The sequence below is a fragment of the Flavobacterium sp. genome (assembly GCF_004295795.1).
Classification (GTDB): domain Bacteria; phylum Bacteroidota; class Bacteroidia; order Flavobacteriales; family Flavobacteriaceae; genus Flavobacterium.
Genome location: NZ_SEBR01000019.1, coordinates 55,153 through 71,514, shown reverse-complemented (window position 1 = coordinate 71,514; position 16,362 = coordinate 55,153). Strand labels below are relative to the sequence as shown.

Here is a 16,362-nt window from a genome sequence, read left to right as displayed (position 1 = left end):
CCTGCCAGCGGGGCTTACTTTTGCCTCGCCGCAAAAGTAACAAAAAGGCTCGCGGCACGACCGATTTTGGCGACCTGACAGCCTTGGAAATTCGGGAATTAAAGGAACTCGCGGGAAGCCTTTCTCGAAACGATTTTCTCTTGGGGCGCTCAAACAGCCTTTAATTCCGCGAATTTCCAAGACGTCAGGTGCCCGCCAAAACGCTCAAATGCCGGACTAATCGGAAAGTGTTTATTGACATTTTTCCGCCGCTGTCGCTTTGGAAAAATGTGTCTCCGAACACCAAAATTCCTCAATCGCAGGAATCGCTTCCATAACGTCGTCATCGGAGACTTTTGGCGTTGAAAACCCGTGCCTCGAAACACCCAAAAAACATGTTGAAAATCCGTCGCAAACCGCAGTTTTCTAAGACCTAACAAATCTCGGAGATTTGTTAGGTCTGGCCGAAGTTCGGGGAAAAAACCGGGAGTTGATTACAGATTTTCTGTAGAAAAAGTTAAGGTTTTTGATCCTGGTGGTTGTTTTGAGCCAATGCCAAAACTGAAGATTTTCAATTGATGCCAACCGATTGTTTCCGTTAAAGACATAGCTGTTTTTTCCTAGGGAGACAAACGGAAACTTTTGGCGTTGAAAACCCGTGCTTCGAAACAACCAAAGAATCAGTCAAAAATTGGCGGGAAAACGCATTTTCCTAAGACCTAACAAATCTCCGAGATTTGTTAGGTCTGCCGAAGTTCGGGGAAAAAACCGGGATTGGATTACAGATTTTCTGTAGAAAATGTTAAGGTTTTTGATCCTGATGGTCGTTTTGCGTCAATGTCAAAACTGAAGATTTTCAATCAATGCCAACCGATTGTTTCCTTTAAAGACATAGCTGTTTTTTCCTACGGAGGCAAACGGAAACTTTTGCCGTTGAAAACCCGTGCTTCGAAACAACCAAAGAGCCAGTCGAAAATTGGTGGGAAGCCGCATTTCTCTAAGACCTAACAAATCTCCGAGATTTGTTAGGTCTGCCGAAGTTCGGGGAAAAAACCGGGAGTTGGTTACAGATTTTCTGTAGAAAATGTTAAGGTTTTTGATCCTGATGGTTGTTTTGCGTCAATGTCAAAACTGAAGATTTTCAATCAATGCCAACCGATTGTTTCCGTTAAAGACATAGCTGTTTTTTCCTAAGGAGGCAAACGGAAACTTTTGCCGTTGAAAATCCTCGCTTCGAAATAACCAAAGAGCCAGTCGAAAATTGGTGGGAAGCCGTATTTCTCTAAGACCTATCAAATCTCGGAGATTTGTTAGGTCTGGCCGAAGTTCGGGGAAAAAACCGGGAGTTGGTTACAGATTTTATGTAAAAAATGTTAAGATTTTTTGAATCAAATGGTTGTTTCGCGCCAATGTCAAAACTGAAGATTTTCAATCGATCCCAACCGATTGTTTCCGTCAAAGACACACCCATTTTTCGCTACAAAGCCGATTTTAGCGCCGCGAAGCAAGCTAAAAAGCAAATAAACACTTCCAATTAGTCCGCGGCCTAAGCACAAAACGCGGGCACCTGACGTCACGAAAATTCGCTGACCCGAGCAACGCGAATTGACGGAGCTTTGCGGAGTAAATGAAAAACTGTTTGAGCCAGAAAAGAGTTTCCGGCGAAAAAGCAGTTTCCGGCAAGTTTTTTTCATTTCCGAATTTTTGGGGCTGTCAGGTCGCGTTTTTGGTTCGAGCCGCAAGGGCCTTTTTGCTACTTTTGCGGCCAGGCGAAAGCAGTCCCCGCCGGACAGGCGACGAAAGAAATTCGAAGCAAGCGACGGCGCAGCCGGCGAAAAACCCCAAACGAGCGCAGCTCGTTCTTTGCGGCTCGAGAGTGAAAGGTTTCGGTTTCACAGAAAACAATAAAGGGAAAAGATTTTGTGATAAAAGAAAATAGCCCGGATGCGGGCAACTAGCCTTTCGCAGAAAAAACCACCTTTTTCTTAGGTTGGCTCAGCGACCGAAGGAAGCTCGCGCCAACCTCTAGAAAAACTGGTTTTTTAAAGAAAGCTAGTGCCCGGCAGCCGGAAAAAGCTTCAAAAAAATAAAAACTTGTAAATTCCCGCATTATTGCGAATTTTGCCATCAAACCCTCAAAAAATGAACGAACAAAAACTATTAGAACTCGCTGCCTATTGCATTCCCGCCATTGTCGTCGGACTCGTAGCTTATGGCGTGATGAACAACTTCATAAAAAATGACGAGAACAAACGCCGATTTTCGTTGCTGAGACAAAACCGACGCGATTCACTTCCGTTGAAATTGCAAGCTTACGAGCGCATGACTTTGTTTTTGGAACGCATCGATCCGGCGAAATTGCTTATTCGGGTCGCTCCTATTTCCGAAGCGAAAGAAGATTATGCGTCGTTTGTCGTGGCTCAGGTCGAGCAGGAATTCGAGCACAATCTGACACAACAGATCTACATGAGCGACGAATGTTGGGGAATCATCGTCACGGCCAAAAGCGCGACCGTGCAACTTTTGAGAAAATATGCCGCCCAACCTGAAATCACGGACGCCGACAATCTGCGCGAACACGTAATAAAGGATTCATTCGACAATTCGAGTCCGAGTGCCGCGGCTTTGGCTTTCATCCGAAACGAAGTCCGGAATCTGATCTGATACCAATCTCACCCAAATAAAAAAGCCTTCCAACTGCGGAAGGCTTTTTCGTTCTAAGCTTCTTTTTCATCAAAAACTTCGAATGGCGTGAGCGACGCCCGTAATGGTATGGGTTTGTCCGTCCTGTCCGACGTAAGTTCCGCTGAAATTCAGGTCGACGTACTCGCCTACCGCGCCAACATGCGTAAGATTGAACACAAGGTCGTTAGTAGTTTGGTTTCCGATGTAACCCAATTGTCCGCTTTCAAGCGAGAATTGAGCCGTCGAATAAACACCGACCGTATTCGTATTTTGGCTAAAAATGTACAAAGAAGCACTTCCTGTCGGCGTTTGTTCGTTGTATCCCGAAATCGTAAGCCCGTTAACCTGGCCTTGTGATCCAAGTGTCGCATTGACTTCCTGCGTAATTACATAAACCGTGTCGTTATCGATTTGGTAGCTGATGAATTCGTCTACCGCGGTACAGGCCTGGAGGTTTCCGATATTCGTCTGCGGAGCCGTGAAATTATAGTTGATTTCTCCGGTTTCCTGAAGGTTGTCAGCATCTATGCCTCTCAAAGTAAACGGCTGGTTTGGCGAGCAAGTCAAGGTATTGAAGCTGAAATTCCCGTTCGTCACCGGGTAAAAATCGCGATTGTTTCCGTAAGTCATCATCACATAGCCGTTCGTCACCGGATTCCCATCACAAGCAATGAGATTCCCGTCGACCAGAACCGTTTGGGCCGAACCCGAGGTAGCCGTGATAGTAAGGCTTGAAGCCGATGAGAATGGTCCGATTGTCGAAGAATAGGCAACTTCATTACAAATGTTGAAAATGTTGACGGTGAGTGTTTCGTTTGCCGGAACCAATCCGCTTACGTGTCCGTTTTGGTCTGTGTATCCATAAGCCGGCCAAGGATTTCCGCCAAATGAGATTGCCACGGAAGAATTCGCGATCGGATTCCCATCGGCATCGTTCACGGTAAGTTGCAAATGCACTGTAGGAAACGGCGCATCGCAATTCCACCAAGAAAAATGAGAGGCTTCTCCTACGTATTTGTTGCCTTGGCGCGTCGCGATCCCATCTTCTTTCCACCAGCCTTTAGCCGAATCGAAATGCCACAAGGGAATGCTGCTTGGAGCCAAAGATGCTTGCGTGGCGTCGATTGCGAATTCGATTGTCGCCGGATGACCTTCGGCAGGTTGCAATTTTTGTCCGGCGCTTCCGCGGAGCTCGACGTTCAACATCCCGAAAGTCTGCAAAGCCGCTTCGTTCCCGTTTTCTCTTTCGGCATACAAACTTCCCGGCATCAGACTTGAAATGTTTTCATCCGATGGTTTCAGATGGAAAACCGATACCGCAACCGTTCCGGAATAAGCCGCTCCGTTTTCGTCCGCAAACGATCCGTCGAAGATGATCTTGCTGCCTGAATCTGTGGTGACTTCGCTCGAAGCGCCCGAATTTACGGTTGCCGTCGGCGTATTCGGAATCAACATGATCTTGACTTTGTTTTTGCCCGATGTAGGCGCAAGCGTGCGTGAACCTTGAAAAAATCCGGCTTTGTCAACGGTGATGTAGGCGAATTTGTCTTTTACCGAAATCTCGTTGGCGAAGAACATTCCGTTGGAATCGGTAGAAATCGTGGTCGAACCGATGTTGACCGAAGCGCCAACGACAGGCTGGTTGTTGGTATTGACGACCTGTCCGATAAAATCGCGCGAAACGGTCGATCCGAAATTCTGTTCGAAATTCGAGCCCGACGGTCCGCCATTGTTGTTGGAATCGTCGTCCTCGTTACAGCCAATCAACAAAGCTGAGGCGCAAAAGCAGGCTAAGAGTAATTTGATCTTTTTCATGATTTATGGTTTTAGTTGATGTGGCTAAAACAGGTGAAAAAGAAAATACCCTACTTAGAAGTTTGTTTTTTTATTGTTTTGGGGATTTCGGATTCAAGGTTTTCACAATACTCGCCAAGCGGCTTGGAAAAGCAATTTGCCTTAATGCCCTTAATGAACTTAATGGTTCGAAAATTTCCGATGAAGAATTCCCATTCAGCGATAAGCAATTTGTCTTAATGCCCTTAATGAACTTAATGGTTCAAAAATTTCCGATGAAGAATTCCCAGTCAGTAATAAGCAAGGCACGTAATGCCCTTAATGAACTTAATGGTTTGAAAATTTCCGATGAAGAATTCCCAGTCAGCGATAAAAAAGGCATCTTAATGAACTTAACGGTTCAAAAATTTCCGATGAAGAATTCCCATTCAGCGATAAGCAATTCGTCTTAATGCCCTTAATGAACTTAACGGTTCAAAAATTTCCGATGAAGAATTCCCAGTCAGTAATAAGCAATTCGTCTTAATGCCCTTAATGAACTTAATGGTTCGAAAATTTCCGATGAAGAATTCCGGTCAGCGATAAGCAATTTGTCTTAATGCCCTTAATGAAATTAATGGTTTGAAAATCAGGTTCAGCGACAAGCGAAGCGCCTTAATGCTTTTAATCGACATACTGGTTTTCGCAACCGGTCAATTTGCGGAGTTCGAAGCAGTCCCATAGTCTGATAAAATCAAAGTTTTCCTTCGACTTCAGAAGCGGAAATCCCGCCGTGCGACTCATGGTAAACCGCTTTCCCGCCTTTGATCAAAAGCAATTGAGGCGATTCGTGATGCACTCCGAACTTCTCGGCAATTCCGTTCGAAATATCGCGGTGGTTGAGCAGATCGAGAAAATACGGTTTCGCCTTTACCGGATCGATATTGTATTCAGATTCGAAACCTTTCAACGCCATCCGTGAAATGCCGCAACGCGTGCTGTGTTTGAAGATAATGACCGGAATTTCAGCCGATTCGGACGCGATCTCGTCCAACTGCTTCAAATTCGTTAAATCGTTCCAGCCGAGAGCATTCGCGTTCGTATCTTTATTGGAGGAATCGTTTGGTGTTTTGCTAAAAAAGCCCATTTTGTCGTGTTTTAGGTCAAGATGTCATCGAAAAAAGTGTTCCGACTGAATTTTTGTCAGAAAAATTGTATCGGAATAGCTTTTGACAGCTGAAGTCCGATTCCAAAAATAACGAAAATCAACGCAATCATCCGTTAAGGAAAAGACAATATGAACATCAATAAATTTACCATCAAATCTCAGGAAGCTTTGCAGCAATCACAGCAGATCGCGCAAGTTCTTGGGCAACAGCAAATCGAGAACGAGCACATCCTCAAAGGGATTTTCGAGGTGGACGAAAACGTCGCACCTTTCCTTTTGAGCAAACTCGGCGTGAACGTTCCGTTGTTCCGACAGATTCTCGATTCGACGATAAACAGTTTCCCAAAAGTCTCGGGCGGCGACCTGCAATTCTCTCGCGAAGCCTCGAAAACGCTGAATGAAGCAGAAATCATAGCCAAGAATATGAACGACGAATTCGTCTCGATCGAACATCTGGTTTTGGCCATTTTCAAATCGTCGAGCAAGGTTTCGCAAATCCTCAAGGACCAAGGCGTAACCGAAAAAGGCCTCAAAGCCGCGATCGACGAACTGCGAAAAGGCGAACGCGTGACATCCGCATCGGCCGAAGAAACGTATAACTCGCTTTCCAAATACGCCAAAAACCTCAACGAATTGGCCAGAAACGGCAAACTCGACCCCGTAATCGGACGCGATGAGGAAATTCGCCGCGTTTTGCAGATCCTGACGCGGAGAACCAAAAACAATCCGATGCTCGTCGGTGAACCCGGAGTCGGGAAAACCGCGATCGCCGAAGGTTTGGCGCACAGGATCGTCGACGGTGACGTGCCCGAAAACCTAAAAGACAAGATCATTTTCTCGCTCGACATGGGCGCGCTGATCGCCGGAGCGAAATACAAGGGCGAATTCGAGGAACGACTGAAATCTGTCGTAAAAGAAGTCACGACTTCAGAGGGCGACATCGTGCTGTTCATCGACGAAATCCACACTTTGGTTGGAGCCGGCGGTGGCGAAGGCGCGATGGATGCGGCAAACATCCTCAAACCGGCTTTGGCACGTGGCGAATTGCGCGCTATCGGAGCCACGACGCTTGACGAATACCAGAAATATTTCGAGAAGGACAAAGCGCTCGAAAGGCGTTTCCAAAAGGTTCTGGTGGACGAACCCGATACCGAAAGCGCGATTTCCATCCTTCGAGGCATCAAGGAAAAGTACGAAACGCATCACAAAGTCCGTATCAAGGACGATGCTATCATTGCGGCGGTCGAACTTTCCCAACGCTATATCACGAACCGTTTCCTTCCGGACAAAGCTATCGACCTGATGGACGAAGCCGCTTCGAAACTTCGCATGGAAATCAATTCCAAACCCGAGGAACTCGATGTTCTGGACCGCAAAATCATGCAGTTGGAAATTGAGATCGAGGCCATCAAACGCGAGAACGACGAAAATAAACTCAAGATTCTCGGAATGGACCTGGCGAATCTCAAAGAGGAAAGAAACGAGATTTTCGCCAAGTGGAAATCGGAAAAAGACGTGGTCGACAATATCCAGAATGTAAAACAAGAGATCGAAGATTTCAAGGCCGAAGCCGAACGTGCCGAACGCGACGGCGATTATGGCAAAGTAGCCGAATTGCGCTACGGAAAGATCAAGGATGCGCAGGAACGCTTGGAGCAACTACAAGTACAACTCGCAGAAAACCAGAGCGGTACTTCACTTATAAAGGAAGAAGTCACTCGCGAGGACATTGCCGAAGTCGTGGCCAAATGGACAGGCGTTCCGGTGATGAAAATGATGCAGGGCGAACGCGAGAAATTGCTGCATCTCGAGGAAGAATTGCACCGACGCGTCGTGGGTCAGGAAGAAGCGATAGAAGCGATTTCGGATGCGGTTCGCCGTAGCCGCGCGGGTTTGCAGGACGTCAAGAAACCTATCGGATCGTTTCTTTTTCTCGGAACGACGGGCGTCGGGAAAACCGAATTAGCCAAAGCGCTGGCGGAATATCTGTTCGACGACGAGAACGCGATGACGCGAATCGACATGAGCGAATACCAGGAAAGACACAGCGTGAGCCGATTGGTTGGAGCGCCTCCGGGCTATGTGGGTTATGACGAAGGCGGACAATTGACCGAAGCCGTGAGACGCAAACCGTATTCGGTGGTGCTTCTGGACGAGATCGAGAAAGCGCATCCGGACACGTTCAACATCCTTTTACAAGTCCTGGATGAAGGCCGACTGACCGACAACAAAGGCAGACTCGCCGATTTCAAGAACACGATCATCATCATGACCTCGAATATGGGAAGCGCAATCATTCAGGAGAAATTCGAGAATCTGCGCGGTTCTGTCGAAGCGGCGACCGAAGCGGCGAAAGAGGAAGTTCTTGGCTTGCTAAAACAAACAGTGCGTCCGGAATTCATAAACCGAATCGACGAAATCGTGATGTTCACGCCTTTGACTGCCGAAAACATCAAGCACATCGTGAGTTTACAGCTCAAAAGCGTTACCAGAATGTTGGCGCAACAGAACATTACGCTCGATGCGACACCTGAAGCCATCGATTACCTTTCGCAAAAAGGATATGATCCTACTTTTGGGGCGCGTCCGGTGAAACGGGTTATACAGCGCGAGGTGCTTAACAAGTTGTCCAAAGAAATTTTGTCGGGACAAATCAAGACCGACAGCATTATTCTGTTGGACAGTTTTGACGGCGAATTGGTTTTCAGGAACCAGACGGAGCTCGCCAATAATGACTGATATTTTCTAAAAAATAGTTGGACGCCAATCGGAAACGGTTGGCGTTTTTTTTGTCCGAAAATTTAAGTAGCCGTTTTTATGGATTTCCGTAAAACCCAGATTCGGGATGCGCTTATGTTTGACAAAAAAAAGAATGAGAAACCTGTTGCTCCTGGCACATTTCATTTCGTTGTCTCTCGGAGCGCTCATTTACCTGTTCTTCCGTCCCGGTTCCATTAGGTTCTTCAAGTGGATCGCCTTTTTTGGTTGGGATTTCCAAAGCTTTGGATGGCGAAAATTAGCGTTGGAGCAATCAGCGAAATTGCCGCAATGGACAATTTATTCGCTACCGGACGGATTGTGGTCGTTTTCGTATGTGTGCCTGCTTTTGTGCCTGTGGAAACACGAGATCGGAACTGCCGCACTTTTTTGGATTTTGCTCGCTCCTTTCCTGGCCATCCTGTCGGAATTTGGGCAACTGTTTCACATCGTTCCCGGCACTTTCGACCTCGTCGACATCCTCCTTTATTTGACTGGCAGCATTTTGCCATTCCTGATCTTCCGTAATAATTCTAATCGCAATATTTATGAAAACCATTTTTAAAATCGCAGGTTCGATGCTTGCCGTCACTTTCTTTTCAATCCTCGCAGTCGGAAGCGCCGATGACAAAAAAAGCTCGGACGTAGACAGCACTTCCGTGCGCAAAGTCGGTGAAACACTGTCGACCGACTATTTTGACGTGACGGTAAACGAGGTTGGCGTCTTCGACAGGATCGCCACGGGAAATGAATTTGCAGACCTGCCGCGACAGGAAGGCATAAAATACCTGGTGTTAACGACTACTTTCAAAAATACCAGTAACGAAAGCCGCATGTTGATGGACGGAGAAGTCCTGATAAACTACAACGGAAAAGATTACAACTACGACAAATCAGAAACGATAATGTTGGAAGGTTGGGGATTGATGCTGGACCAATTGAATCCCTTGACAGCCAAAAAAACCAATCTCGTGTACAAACTTCCGTCGGAATTGGTGGGCAAGGCTTACTATCGACCGGGCCGATCGGACGGTGATCAAATGATTGACTTGGGAGAAATCAAGTGATCATCGACGGAAAATAAACGCCAATCGGAAACGGTTGGCGTTTTTTTAATTAATAGTTAATAATGAATAGTTAATAATTAGTGGTGAATGGTGAATAATGGCGGAAATGGGTAACTAGGGACAATTTTGCGCGAAGGATAATGGCATTTGTCTAAGCTCTTTTGGCTTTCGCCGATGTGTGTCGAGACACGTCATTCTCCAAGCCAAAAAGCGAGTGCCTTTAGCCTGACGGCGGCTCCCGATGTTTTTTTGCGCACGACACTGCGACTGCGACTGCAACTGCCAACTGGAAAAGCCGCCGGCGCGCCCAGAAAATTTTTCACAATTTTACGATTCCGTTGTGATTTGTTGGCAAAATCGCGAGCTACCTTTAAGTGTAACATCTAAAAGCAACACACATGAGCAAGCGTATCGCCATTTTGGCCACACACGGATTCGAGGAAAGCGAATTGAAATCGCCCAAAGAAGCATTGGAAAACGAAGGTTGGCAAGCCGACATCGTGAGTCTCGAGAAAGGGACGATCAAGTCCTGGGCCGATGGGAATTGGGGAAAAGAATACACGGTCGATTATACTCTGGACGACATAAATTCGGGCGATTACGACGCTCTGGTCTTGCCTGGAGGCGTGATCAATCCCGATAAATTGCGCACCAAGGAAGGCGTCCTGAATTTCATCCACGGATTTTTCAACGACAAGAAACCAGTTGCCGCGATTTGCCACGGTCCGCAGACGCTGATCAACGCCGAAGTGGTCAGCGGACGCGAAATGACATCGGTAAAAGCGATTTCAAAAGACCTTATCAACGCCGGTGCGATCTGGAGCGACAAGGAAGTGATCGTCGACAACGGTTTGGTTACGAGCCGAACGCCCGAAGATTTGCCCGCATTCAACAAGAAAATGATTGAGGAAATCAAAGAAGGCGTGCATTCACACGCATAAGGAATTAATTGAGGACCCGATTTCCAATTTGGAGATTGGGTCTAAAATTGAAAAAAAGCTGTTTTTCGTCGAGGGTTTTTAACAAGAATTCAATTACCGATTGCGTCTTTTCGTTTAATCGGAATTCTTAAAAACTATTTAACACAGGCGTAATTTTGTTAAAGGGATTTGGCCTATATTGCAAATACAAAATACCACAAACCTTAACCTAATGAAACGACTTTTACTCTGTCTTTTCGTCTGTACCGCACTCAAAGCCCAAACGAGCGCCAAAGCAGACGTGATGCTGTCGCAGCCCGACGACACCAAAATCTACCGAACGCCCGAGGTCGACGTAAAGCCTGAAATCAAGAACGGCATGTACACCTTGGCGCTGTTCACGAGCCAAAATCTCAAACTGCCCGATATCCACAATAAAAAAGTAAAGATTTTCGTCGGATTCATCGTCGAAACCGATGGGACGATTTCAGATGTCAAGTTCATCTACATGAGCGCCAAAGACATAGACGAAGCCAAAGCCAAAACGGTTACGGACGAACGCAAAAAATATGAGATGGCACAACTCGAGACCATGAAAGCGGAATCAGTTCGCGTACTTACGAGTTTCGACGAAAGTTGGAGACCGGCCATGAAAAATGGGAAAGCCGTGAGATGCCAATATAATTATCCGATCAATTTCGCTTTGGAATAAAGGCGAATCCGTTTCGGCATTAAATAGAAAATCCGCCTCTCGGGGCGGATTTTTCAAAATGATTTATAAATGCGGTTGATCGGGATGCCGATTCCTTTTTTGAGGATGACGCGGTTATCGGTCAAACCCCAAACGGTCGTCTCGACGACTTTCTTGGAATCGCTGTCTTCGAAATAGATACGTATTTTGGAGTGTTCGAGATTGCCAAGCAATAGTGCGCGATTTAGTTCGGATGCGCGTAAATTCTGGGCTTCACGATCATCAAGGACATCCGACTGAGGAAATTTCAACATAGAAATCGACTCCTTCTCGATGGTTTCAAACTTTGGAATCATAAGATGTAGGTTTGGTTAGTAGGATTTTGGGTGAGCGCTAAAGATAAAAAAACATCCGAAACAACCAAACAATTTGTTAAAAAAACTGAAAATATTTTGAAAAAGACGTTGTTTCATAACGGATATTCAGCGACCATACAATATAAAGGAGCCGAACTTTCGTCTTTTCTTTCGCCTGACGGACAAGAATACATCTGGAACGGAAATCCTGCGTTTTGGGGCAAGCATTCGCCTGTGCTGTTTCCTATTGTCGGCACTTTGAAAAACGACGCTTTTACTTATAAGGGCAAGGAGTATCAACTGTCGCGCCACGGTTTTGCACGCGATATGGACTTTTCGCTTACGCATCATTCCGAAAACCAGGCTGTTTTTTCGCTTCAGTTTTCAGCTGAGACGCTAGAAAAATATCCGTTCAGATTTTGGTTGCAAATCAACTATCGCTTGCTGAACAACACTTTATTGATCGGATACAGCGTAATAAACGAGGGCGAATCGAAAATGCCGTTTTCTCTTGGAGCACATCCGGCGTTTGCGCTTGACGGAAATTTCGAGGAATATTCGCTGGAATTCGACAAAGGCGACTCGATCAAAGCGACTTTGCTTGAGAACGATCTTTTGTCGGAAAAAACCAAAACCATCGCGCTCGAAAACCACAGACTCAAACTGGATTACGATTTGTTTGCCAACGATGCACTGATTCTCAAAAACATCGCATCCAAGAAACTGTCAATCCTAAAAAACGGGCGCGAAAAACTCACCGTCGAATACGACGATTTTCCACATTTGGGCCTTTGGACAAAACAGGACGCGCCTTTCCTTTGCATCGAACCTTGGTTCGGATATTCTGACAAATTGGTCGCAAGCGGAAATATTCTCGAGAAGGAAAGCATCCAGATCCTCGAGGCTGAAGCTGTTTTTAACACGAATTTCACCATTGAGGTATTTTAACACTTTGGGCTATTGCTTACATTTGAGTAAATACCACCACACTCAATGCAGCATGCCTTCCCCGCCGTCCGAAAGCTGATCTTCGGATTTTCATTACTTGTCTTGTTCACGAGTTGTGGATCTATTGTACTTCCGCACCAAAAAAAGCGTCCCGATTTTCTTCCGGAATACCTTTTCAAATCCAACAAACAAAAACAGAAATACCTCAAGGCCTACAACAAAACCTTGACTTTGTTCGACGTGCCTTATGAGGAAATCGACGTGCAGACGCGCTTTGGCCCGACTCATATCATCGTCGCCGGGCCTAAAGACGGTCAGCCGCTGGTTTTACTCCACGGAATGGACGCGAGTTCGACGATGTGGTATCCGAACCTCAAGGCTTTCGCCAAGACGCATCGGGTTTATGCCGTCGATTATATCATGGATGCCGGAAAATCGGTTCTGAAGACAGCTCCGCTCAACAACGATCAGGTCGTGCTTTATTACAACGACATTTTCGACCAACTCAAACTCAAGTCGGTCGATTTGCTCGGAACTTCCAGGGGCGGATGGATTGCGGCTTATCTGGCGATCCAACCGAACACCAAAGTGCGAAGACTCGTGCTCTTGAGTCCGGCCCAGGTTTTTGGAATGGTCGATTTCAAGATTTTCCCGGCGGTCTGGTTCAAGATGTTTCCTTCGCGGAAAAGTCTGGCGCGCACCATGGAGGCATTTGCGACGCATCCGGAAAACGTGCATCCCTATTTCAGGAACCAATTTTACATCGCCAGCAAATACGGTGACAGCCGACCTCAAATCACCAAAATGATGCCTTTTTCCAAGGAAGAGCTTGAGAAACTTTCGATGCCGGTACTTTTCTTTTGGGGCGACCACGATTGTATGAACAGCGAAAAATCAGCCGAAAAGGCAAAAGAGTACATCAAGAATGTCCAGATTTTAAAGGTCGAAGATTCCGGCCACTTCATGAATACCGACCAACCGCAGTGCGTGAACGAGGAAGTCGTAAAATTCCTAAATTAGCGCATGCTGACATTCGATTTTACCCATTTTCCAATTTTGGAAACAGACAGACTTTTACTGAGAAAACTTTCCCACAAAGACGTGAACGAAGTTTTCCAGTTGCGTTCCGATCCTGATTCCATGAAATATATTCCGCGACCGCTTGTCAAAAACAGCGAGGACGCGCATGCCCATATTGCGACAATCAACCAAGCCATTCATAAAAATGAAGGCATAAATTGGGCTGTCACGATAAAAGGCGAAGACAAATTGATCGGGATTGTCGGGTTTTACCGCACATCTTTCGAGGATTTCAGATCGGAAATCGGCTACATGATCTTGCCGGATTATTATGGACAAGGCATCGTCACCGAAGTCGTAGCGGAATTGGTGCGCTTCGGATTCGAGAAATTGGGCTTCCACTCGATCGAGGCTGTCATCGACCCTGAAAATATCGCTTCGGAACGCGTGCTCCAGAAAAATGGTTTTACCAAAGAAGCGCATTTCCGCGAGAACCTTTTACACGAAGGAAAGTACCTTGATTCTGTGCATTACGGGATTTTGAAACGCGAATTTGTCGCCCTCCGATAAGCCATAAAAAAGCCGTCTCGAAAAAGACGGCTTTTGTGTTTTTGGAAATTTCTTATTCTTTCGTGAAAGGGATTTTTTGTCCGCCTTCGTCCAGCGTTACGGTTTTCTTGTCCTTGGCGAAAGTAAGTTCCGGGCCAGGTCCGTCCGCGGTCGTGAAAACGTCGTTGCCTTTGTATTCGAGGCGCATTTCGTGTCCTTGCACTTTGAGGTAAAGTCCGTCTTCTTTTTCCACAAACACCAATTTGACCGGAATTTGTTTGTGTCCAAAAGTTCCGACGTATCCCGTCACATCCAAATCCTTGTCGATTGGGCCTTTTGCGGCCGTCCAAACGTTGTTTTCGGCATTGATGTCCGGCAATTGTCCTTTCGGATCCAAATTGATCGACTCCAATTCTTCGGTCGATTGATGCTTGAAAGTCCAAGTTGTGTTTCTTTCCCAGATTTCCACCGGAAGCTTCACGGTTTCGGTCTTGCCCGATTTGTATTTGATCTCCATAATGACCGGAGCCGGCATCTGGTTCAGGTTTTCTAGTGTAATGTAAACGCCTTTCGCAGGATTGTTCTTCACATACATGATCTTGCTCACGGCCTGGTCGAGTTGCCATTTGTTGACGAACCACGATCTCCAGAACCAATTCAGGTCTTCGCCAGCGACGTTTTCTATCGTATGGAAAAAATCCTCGGGTTGCGGATGCTTGAAAGCCCAACGCTTGATATAAGTGCGGAAGGCATTGTCGAATCTTTCTTGGCCGATTATCGTCTCGCGCAGCATTTTGAGTCCGGCCGCAGGCTTGTAATAGACGATGAATCCGATGCTGGATTCTTTCATGTTGTCGGGCGCAGTCATGATCGGCTCGAGTTTTTGCGTCATCAAGGCCACTTGCGACATTGGCGTTTCGGGCTGTTTGTACTCACCGTTGTTGAAAGCCGCCGTACTGAAATCGTTGATGAAAGTGTTGAAACCTTCGTCCATCCAACCGAACAATCTTTCGTTCGATCCGACGATCATCGGAAACCAAGTGTGCCCGAACTCGTGATCGGTCACGCCCCAAAGTCCTGCTTCGGTTGACGTATATTCGCAAAAAACGATTCCCGGATATTCCATTCCGCCCACGACTCCAGCGACATTCGTGGCCGCCGGATAAGGAAATTCGAACCATTTCTGGGAGTAATGCTCGATGGAAGCTTTCGTGTATTCTGTCGATCTTGACCACGCTTTCTGTCCGTCGCTTTCTTCGGGATAAGCCGAAATCGCCATACATTTTTTTCCGCTTGGCAAATTGATTTTGGCCGCATCGACTATAAAAGCCGACGACGAAGCCCATGCCACGTCGCGAGCGTTCCTGATCGCGAAATGCCAGTTCAGGTTTTGTTTTCCGGCCGGACGCGAATTGGCCGACGTGACTTCTGCCGCCGATCGTATCATCACGGTTTTGTCGCTTGTCTTGGCTTGGTTCCAGCGTTTGATCTGTTCGGGCGTGTAAACTTCAGTAGGATTCAGAAGTTCACCCGAACAAACCACGATATGGTTGGCCGGAGCCGTGATGTTCACGTCAAAATCCCCGTATTCGAGATAGAATTCTCCCGCTCCGAGATAAGGCGTCGTGTTCCAACCGCGGATGTCATCGTAAACGCACATTCTGGGAAACCATTGGGCGACCTCGAAAATCTTGCCGTTTTTGGTTTCTTGGATTCCCATCCTATCCGATCCGTAAATTGGGGAGACGAACGAAAAGTCGATCTTGAGCGAAACTTTGCTTCCGGCTTTCAGATCGGTCGGAAGCTGGATTTGCATCCTGGTATCGGCAATTGTGAATTTGAGATTGGTTTCGGATGTTTTTCCCTTGTCGGAAGCAACCAATTTGACCGACTTGATAGTATGTCCGCCGTTGAAAACTTCGCCTTTTGCCCCATTTCGGCTACCCGATGGCGGAATTACCGCGTTTCCCCGTGAATCTTTGGCAAAAAGGTTCTGGTCGACGTGAAGCCACAAAAAAGACAGAGCGTCCGGACTGTTGTTCGTATAAGTAAGCATTTCCGAACCCGAGATTTCGCCCGTTTTGTCGTTGAGTGAAGCTGAGAGCTTGTAGTCGGCTTTGTTTTGCCAATATTTCGGGCCGGGCTGGCCACTCGCGCTTCTGTATTCGGTTGCGTTCGTGTTGTAAAATCCGGGACCGAAAGCCGCGCGGGAGTCATAAGACGAGGTTGGCGTCTGTTGGGCATTCATCAAAGCCGAAGTGGCCAAAACGCCCAAAATGAAGGATAATCTCATGTTTGCCTGTTTAAAATTGAATCGAAATTAGGAAATTGGTCTTTCGGTTAAACAAATTGTTACCAAAATAGTGACGAAAAATAGAAAAGCCGCCTAAAAAAGACGGCCTTCCCAATATGCCATGCGCCTTACCTTTCGGCAAAGATCAACTCCACG

At 46.6% G+C, this 16,362-nt stretch carries 16 protein-coding genes; 12 read left to right on the top strand and 4 right to left on the bottom strand.

Translation table 11 applies throughout. The features are described 5' to 3' along the window. Positions 1-753 precede the first annotated feature (753 nt). The 3 genes from EOO49_RS14830 to EOO49_RS14820 all read left to right on the top strand — a co-directional run bounded on the left by EOO49_RS14830 (position 754) and on the right by EOO49_RS14820 (position 2,643). Positions 754-987 carry a hypothetical protein gene (locus EOO49_RS14830; protein ID WP_290847064.1) on the top strand — a complete coding sequence of 78 codons (234 nt, stop codon included), beginning with the start codon at positions 754-756 and terminating at the stop codon, positions 985-987. A gap of 631 nt (positions 988-1,618) precedes the next feature. Next, positions 1,619-1,918, top strand: a complete 300-nt coding sequence (locus EOO49_RS14825; protein ID WP_290847061.1) for a hypothetical protein — start codon at positions 1,619-1,621, stop codon at positions 1,916-1,918. Positions 1,919-2,121: 203 nt separating this feature from the next. Further along, positions 2,122-2,643 (top strand): hypothetical protein, encoded by a 522-nt coding sequence (locus EOO49_RS14820; protein WP_290847059.1) that lies wholly within the window; start codon positions 2,122-2,124, stop codon positions 2,641-2,643. A gap of 69 nt (positions 2,644-2,712) precedes the next feature. Here EOO49_RS14820 and EOO49_RS14815 read toward each other — a convergent pair whose 3' ends face one another. After that, positions 2,713-4,479: a carboxypeptidase-like regulatory domain-containing protein gene (locus EOO49_RS14815; protein WP_290847057.1), complete on the bottom strand. Its 1,767-nt coding sequence runs from the start codon at positions 4,477-4,479 to the stop codon at positions 2,713-2,715. A 5-nt stretch (positions 4,480-4,484) separates the two neighbouring features. Here EOO49_RS14815 and EOO49_RS14810 point away from each other — a divergent pair, with 5 nt between their 5' ends. Beyond that, entirely contained in the window at positions 4,485-4,910 is a 426-nt protein-coding gene (locus EOO49_RS14810; protein WP_290847055.1) for a hypothetical protein, read from the top strand. Between the two features lie 281 nt (positions 4,911-5,191). On the opposite strand, the gene ytxJ is transcribed toward EOO49_RS14810, so the two are convergent. Further along, positions 5,192-5,584 (bottom strand): bacillithiol system redox-active protein YtxJ, encoded by a 393-nt coding sequence (gene ytxJ, locus EOO49_RS14805; RefSeq protein WP_290847053.1) that lies wholly within the window; start codon positions 5,582-5,584, stop codon positions 5,192-5,194. A 150-nt stretch (positions 5,585-5,734) separates the two neighbouring features. Here ytxJ and clpB point away from each other — a divergent pair, with 150 nt between their 5' ends. The 5 genes from clpB to EOO49_RS14780 all read left to right on the top strand — a co-directional run bounded on the left by clpB (position 5,735) and on the right by EOO49_RS14780 (position 11,061). Further along, positions 5,735-8,344, top strand: coding sequence for an ATP-dependent chaperone ClpB (gene clpB / locus EOO49_RS14800; protein ID WP_290847051.1), 2,610 nt, complete (start codon positions 5,735-5,737; stop codon positions 8,342-8,344). A 133-nt stretch (positions 8,345-8,477) separates the two neighbouring features. Beyond that, positions 8,478-8,927, top strand: coding sequence for a hypothetical protein (locus EOO49_RS14795; RefSeq protein ID WP_290847049.1), 450 nt, complete (start codon positions 8,478-8,480; stop codon positions 8,925-8,927). Continuing rightward, positions 8,911-9,429, top strand: coding sequence for a DUF4352 domain-containing protein (locus EOO49_RS14790; RefSeq protein ID WP_290847047.1), 519 nt, complete (start codon positions 8,911-8,913; stop codon positions 9,427-9,429). The genes EOO49_RS14795 and EOO49_RS14790 overlap by 17 nt, the downstream gene beginning before the upstream one ends. A gap of 398 nt (positions 9,430-9,827) precedes the next feature. Further along, complete coding sequence (locus tag EOO49_RS14785) at positions 9,828-10,370, top strand: type 1 glutamine amidotransferase domain-containing protein (protein ID WP_290847045.1); 543 nt, start codon at positions 9,828-9,830, stop codon at positions 10,368-10,370. Positions 10,371-10,581: 211 nt separating this feature from the next. After that, a complete protein-coding gene (locus EOO49_RS14780; RefSeq protein ID WP_290847043.1) occupies positions 10,582-11,061 on the top strand; it encodes a hypothetical protein in 480 nt (159 codons plus the stop codon). Positions 11,062-11,114: 53 nt separating this feature from the next. Here the strand turns inward: EOO49_RS14780 and EOO49_RS14775 are convergent, their stop codons facing one another. After that, positions 11,115-11,396: a hypothetical protein gene (locus EOO49_RS14775; RefSeq protein ID WP_290847041.1), complete on the bottom strand. Its 282-nt coding sequence runs from the start codon at positions 11,394-11,396 to the stop codon at positions 11,115-11,117. Between the two features lie 96 nt (positions 11,397-11,492). On the opposite strand from EOO49_RS14775, the gene EOO49_RS14770 reads away from it, so the two are divergent. From EOO49_RS14770 to EOO49_RS14760, 3 genes are read left to right on the top strand one after another with little or no spacing between them, the layout of a single operon-like run. Further along, positions 11,493-12,344, top strand: coding sequence for an aldose 1-epimerase family protein (locus EOO49_RS14770; protein WP_290847039.1), 852 nt, complete (start codon positions 11,493-11,495; stop codon positions 12,342-12,344). Between the two features lie 45 nt (positions 12,345-12,389). Further along, positions 12,390-13,364, top strand: coding sequence for an alpha/beta hydrolase (locus tag EOO49_RS14765; RefSeq protein WP_290847037.1), 975 nt, complete (start codon positions 12,390-12,392; stop codon positions 13,362-13,364). Between the two features lie 36 nt (positions 13,365-13,400). Further along, entirely contained in the window at positions 13,401-13,934 is a 534-nt protein-coding gene (locus EOO49_RS14760) for a GNAT family N-acetyltransferase (RefSeq protein WP_366927243.1), read from the top strand. A gap of 52 nt (positions 13,935-13,986) precedes the next feature. On the opposite strand, the gene EOO49_RS14755 is transcribed toward EOO49_RS14760, so the two are convergent. Beyond that, complete coding sequence (locus EOO49_RS14755) at positions 13,987-16,206, bottom strand: M1 family metallopeptidase (RefSeq protein ID WP_290847033.1); 2,220 nt, start codon at positions 16,204-16,206, stop codon at positions 13,987-13,989. Positions 16,207-16,362 lie beyond the last annotated feature (156 nt).

Excerpts from the sequence above, each read along its gene's own strand:
- EOO49_RS14820 (WP_290847059.1), top strand. The coding sequence starts at position 2,122 with ATGAACGAACAAAAACTATTAGAACTCGCTGCCTATTGCATTCCCGCC.
- EOO49_RS14815 (WP_290847057.1), bottom strand. The coding sequence starts at position 4,479 with ATGAAAAAGATCAAATTACTCTTAGCCTGCTTTTGCGCCTCAGCTTTG.
- EOO49_RS14810 (WP_290847055.1), top strand. The coding sequence starts at position 4,485 with ATGGTTTTAGTTGATGTGGCTAAAACAGGTGAAAAAGAAAATACCCTA.
- ytxJ (WP_290847053.1), bottom strand. The coding sequence starts at position 5,584 with ATGGGCTTTTTTAGCAAAACACCAAACGATTCCTCCAATAAAGATACG.
- clpB (WP_290847051.1), top strand. The coding sequence starts at position 5,735 with ATGAACATCAATAAATTTACCATCAAATCTCAGGAAGCTTTGCAGCAA.
- EOO49_RS14795 (WP_290847049.1), top strand. The coding sequence starts at position 8,478 with ATGAGAAACCTGTTGCTCCTGGCACATTTCATTTCGTTGTCTCTCGGA.
- EOO49_RS14790 (WP_290847047.1), top strand. The coding sequence starts at position 8,911 with ATGAAAACCATTTTTAAAATCGCAGGTTCGATGCTTGCCGTCACTTTC.
- EOO49_RS14785 (WP_290847045.1), top strand. The coding sequence starts at position 9,828 with ATGAGCAAGCGTATCGCCATTTTGGCCACACACGGATTCGAGGAAAGC.
- EOO49_RS14780 (WP_290847043.1), top strand. The coding sequence starts at position 10,582 with ATGAAACGACTTTTACTCTGTCTTTTCGTCTGTACCGCACTCAAAGCC.
- EOO49_RS14775 (WP_290847041.1), bottom strand. The coding sequence starts at position 11,396 with ATGATTCCAAAGTTTGAAACCATCGAGAAGGAGTCGATTTCTATGTTG.
- EOO49_RS14765 (WP_290847037.1), top strand. The coding sequence starts at position 12,390 with ATGCAGCATGCCTTCCCCGCCGTCCGAAAGCTGATCTTCGGATTTTCA.
- EOO49_RS14755 (WP_290847033.1), bottom strand. The coding sequence starts at position 16,206 with ATGAGATTATCCTTCATTTTGGGCGTTTTGGCCACTTCGGCTTTGATG.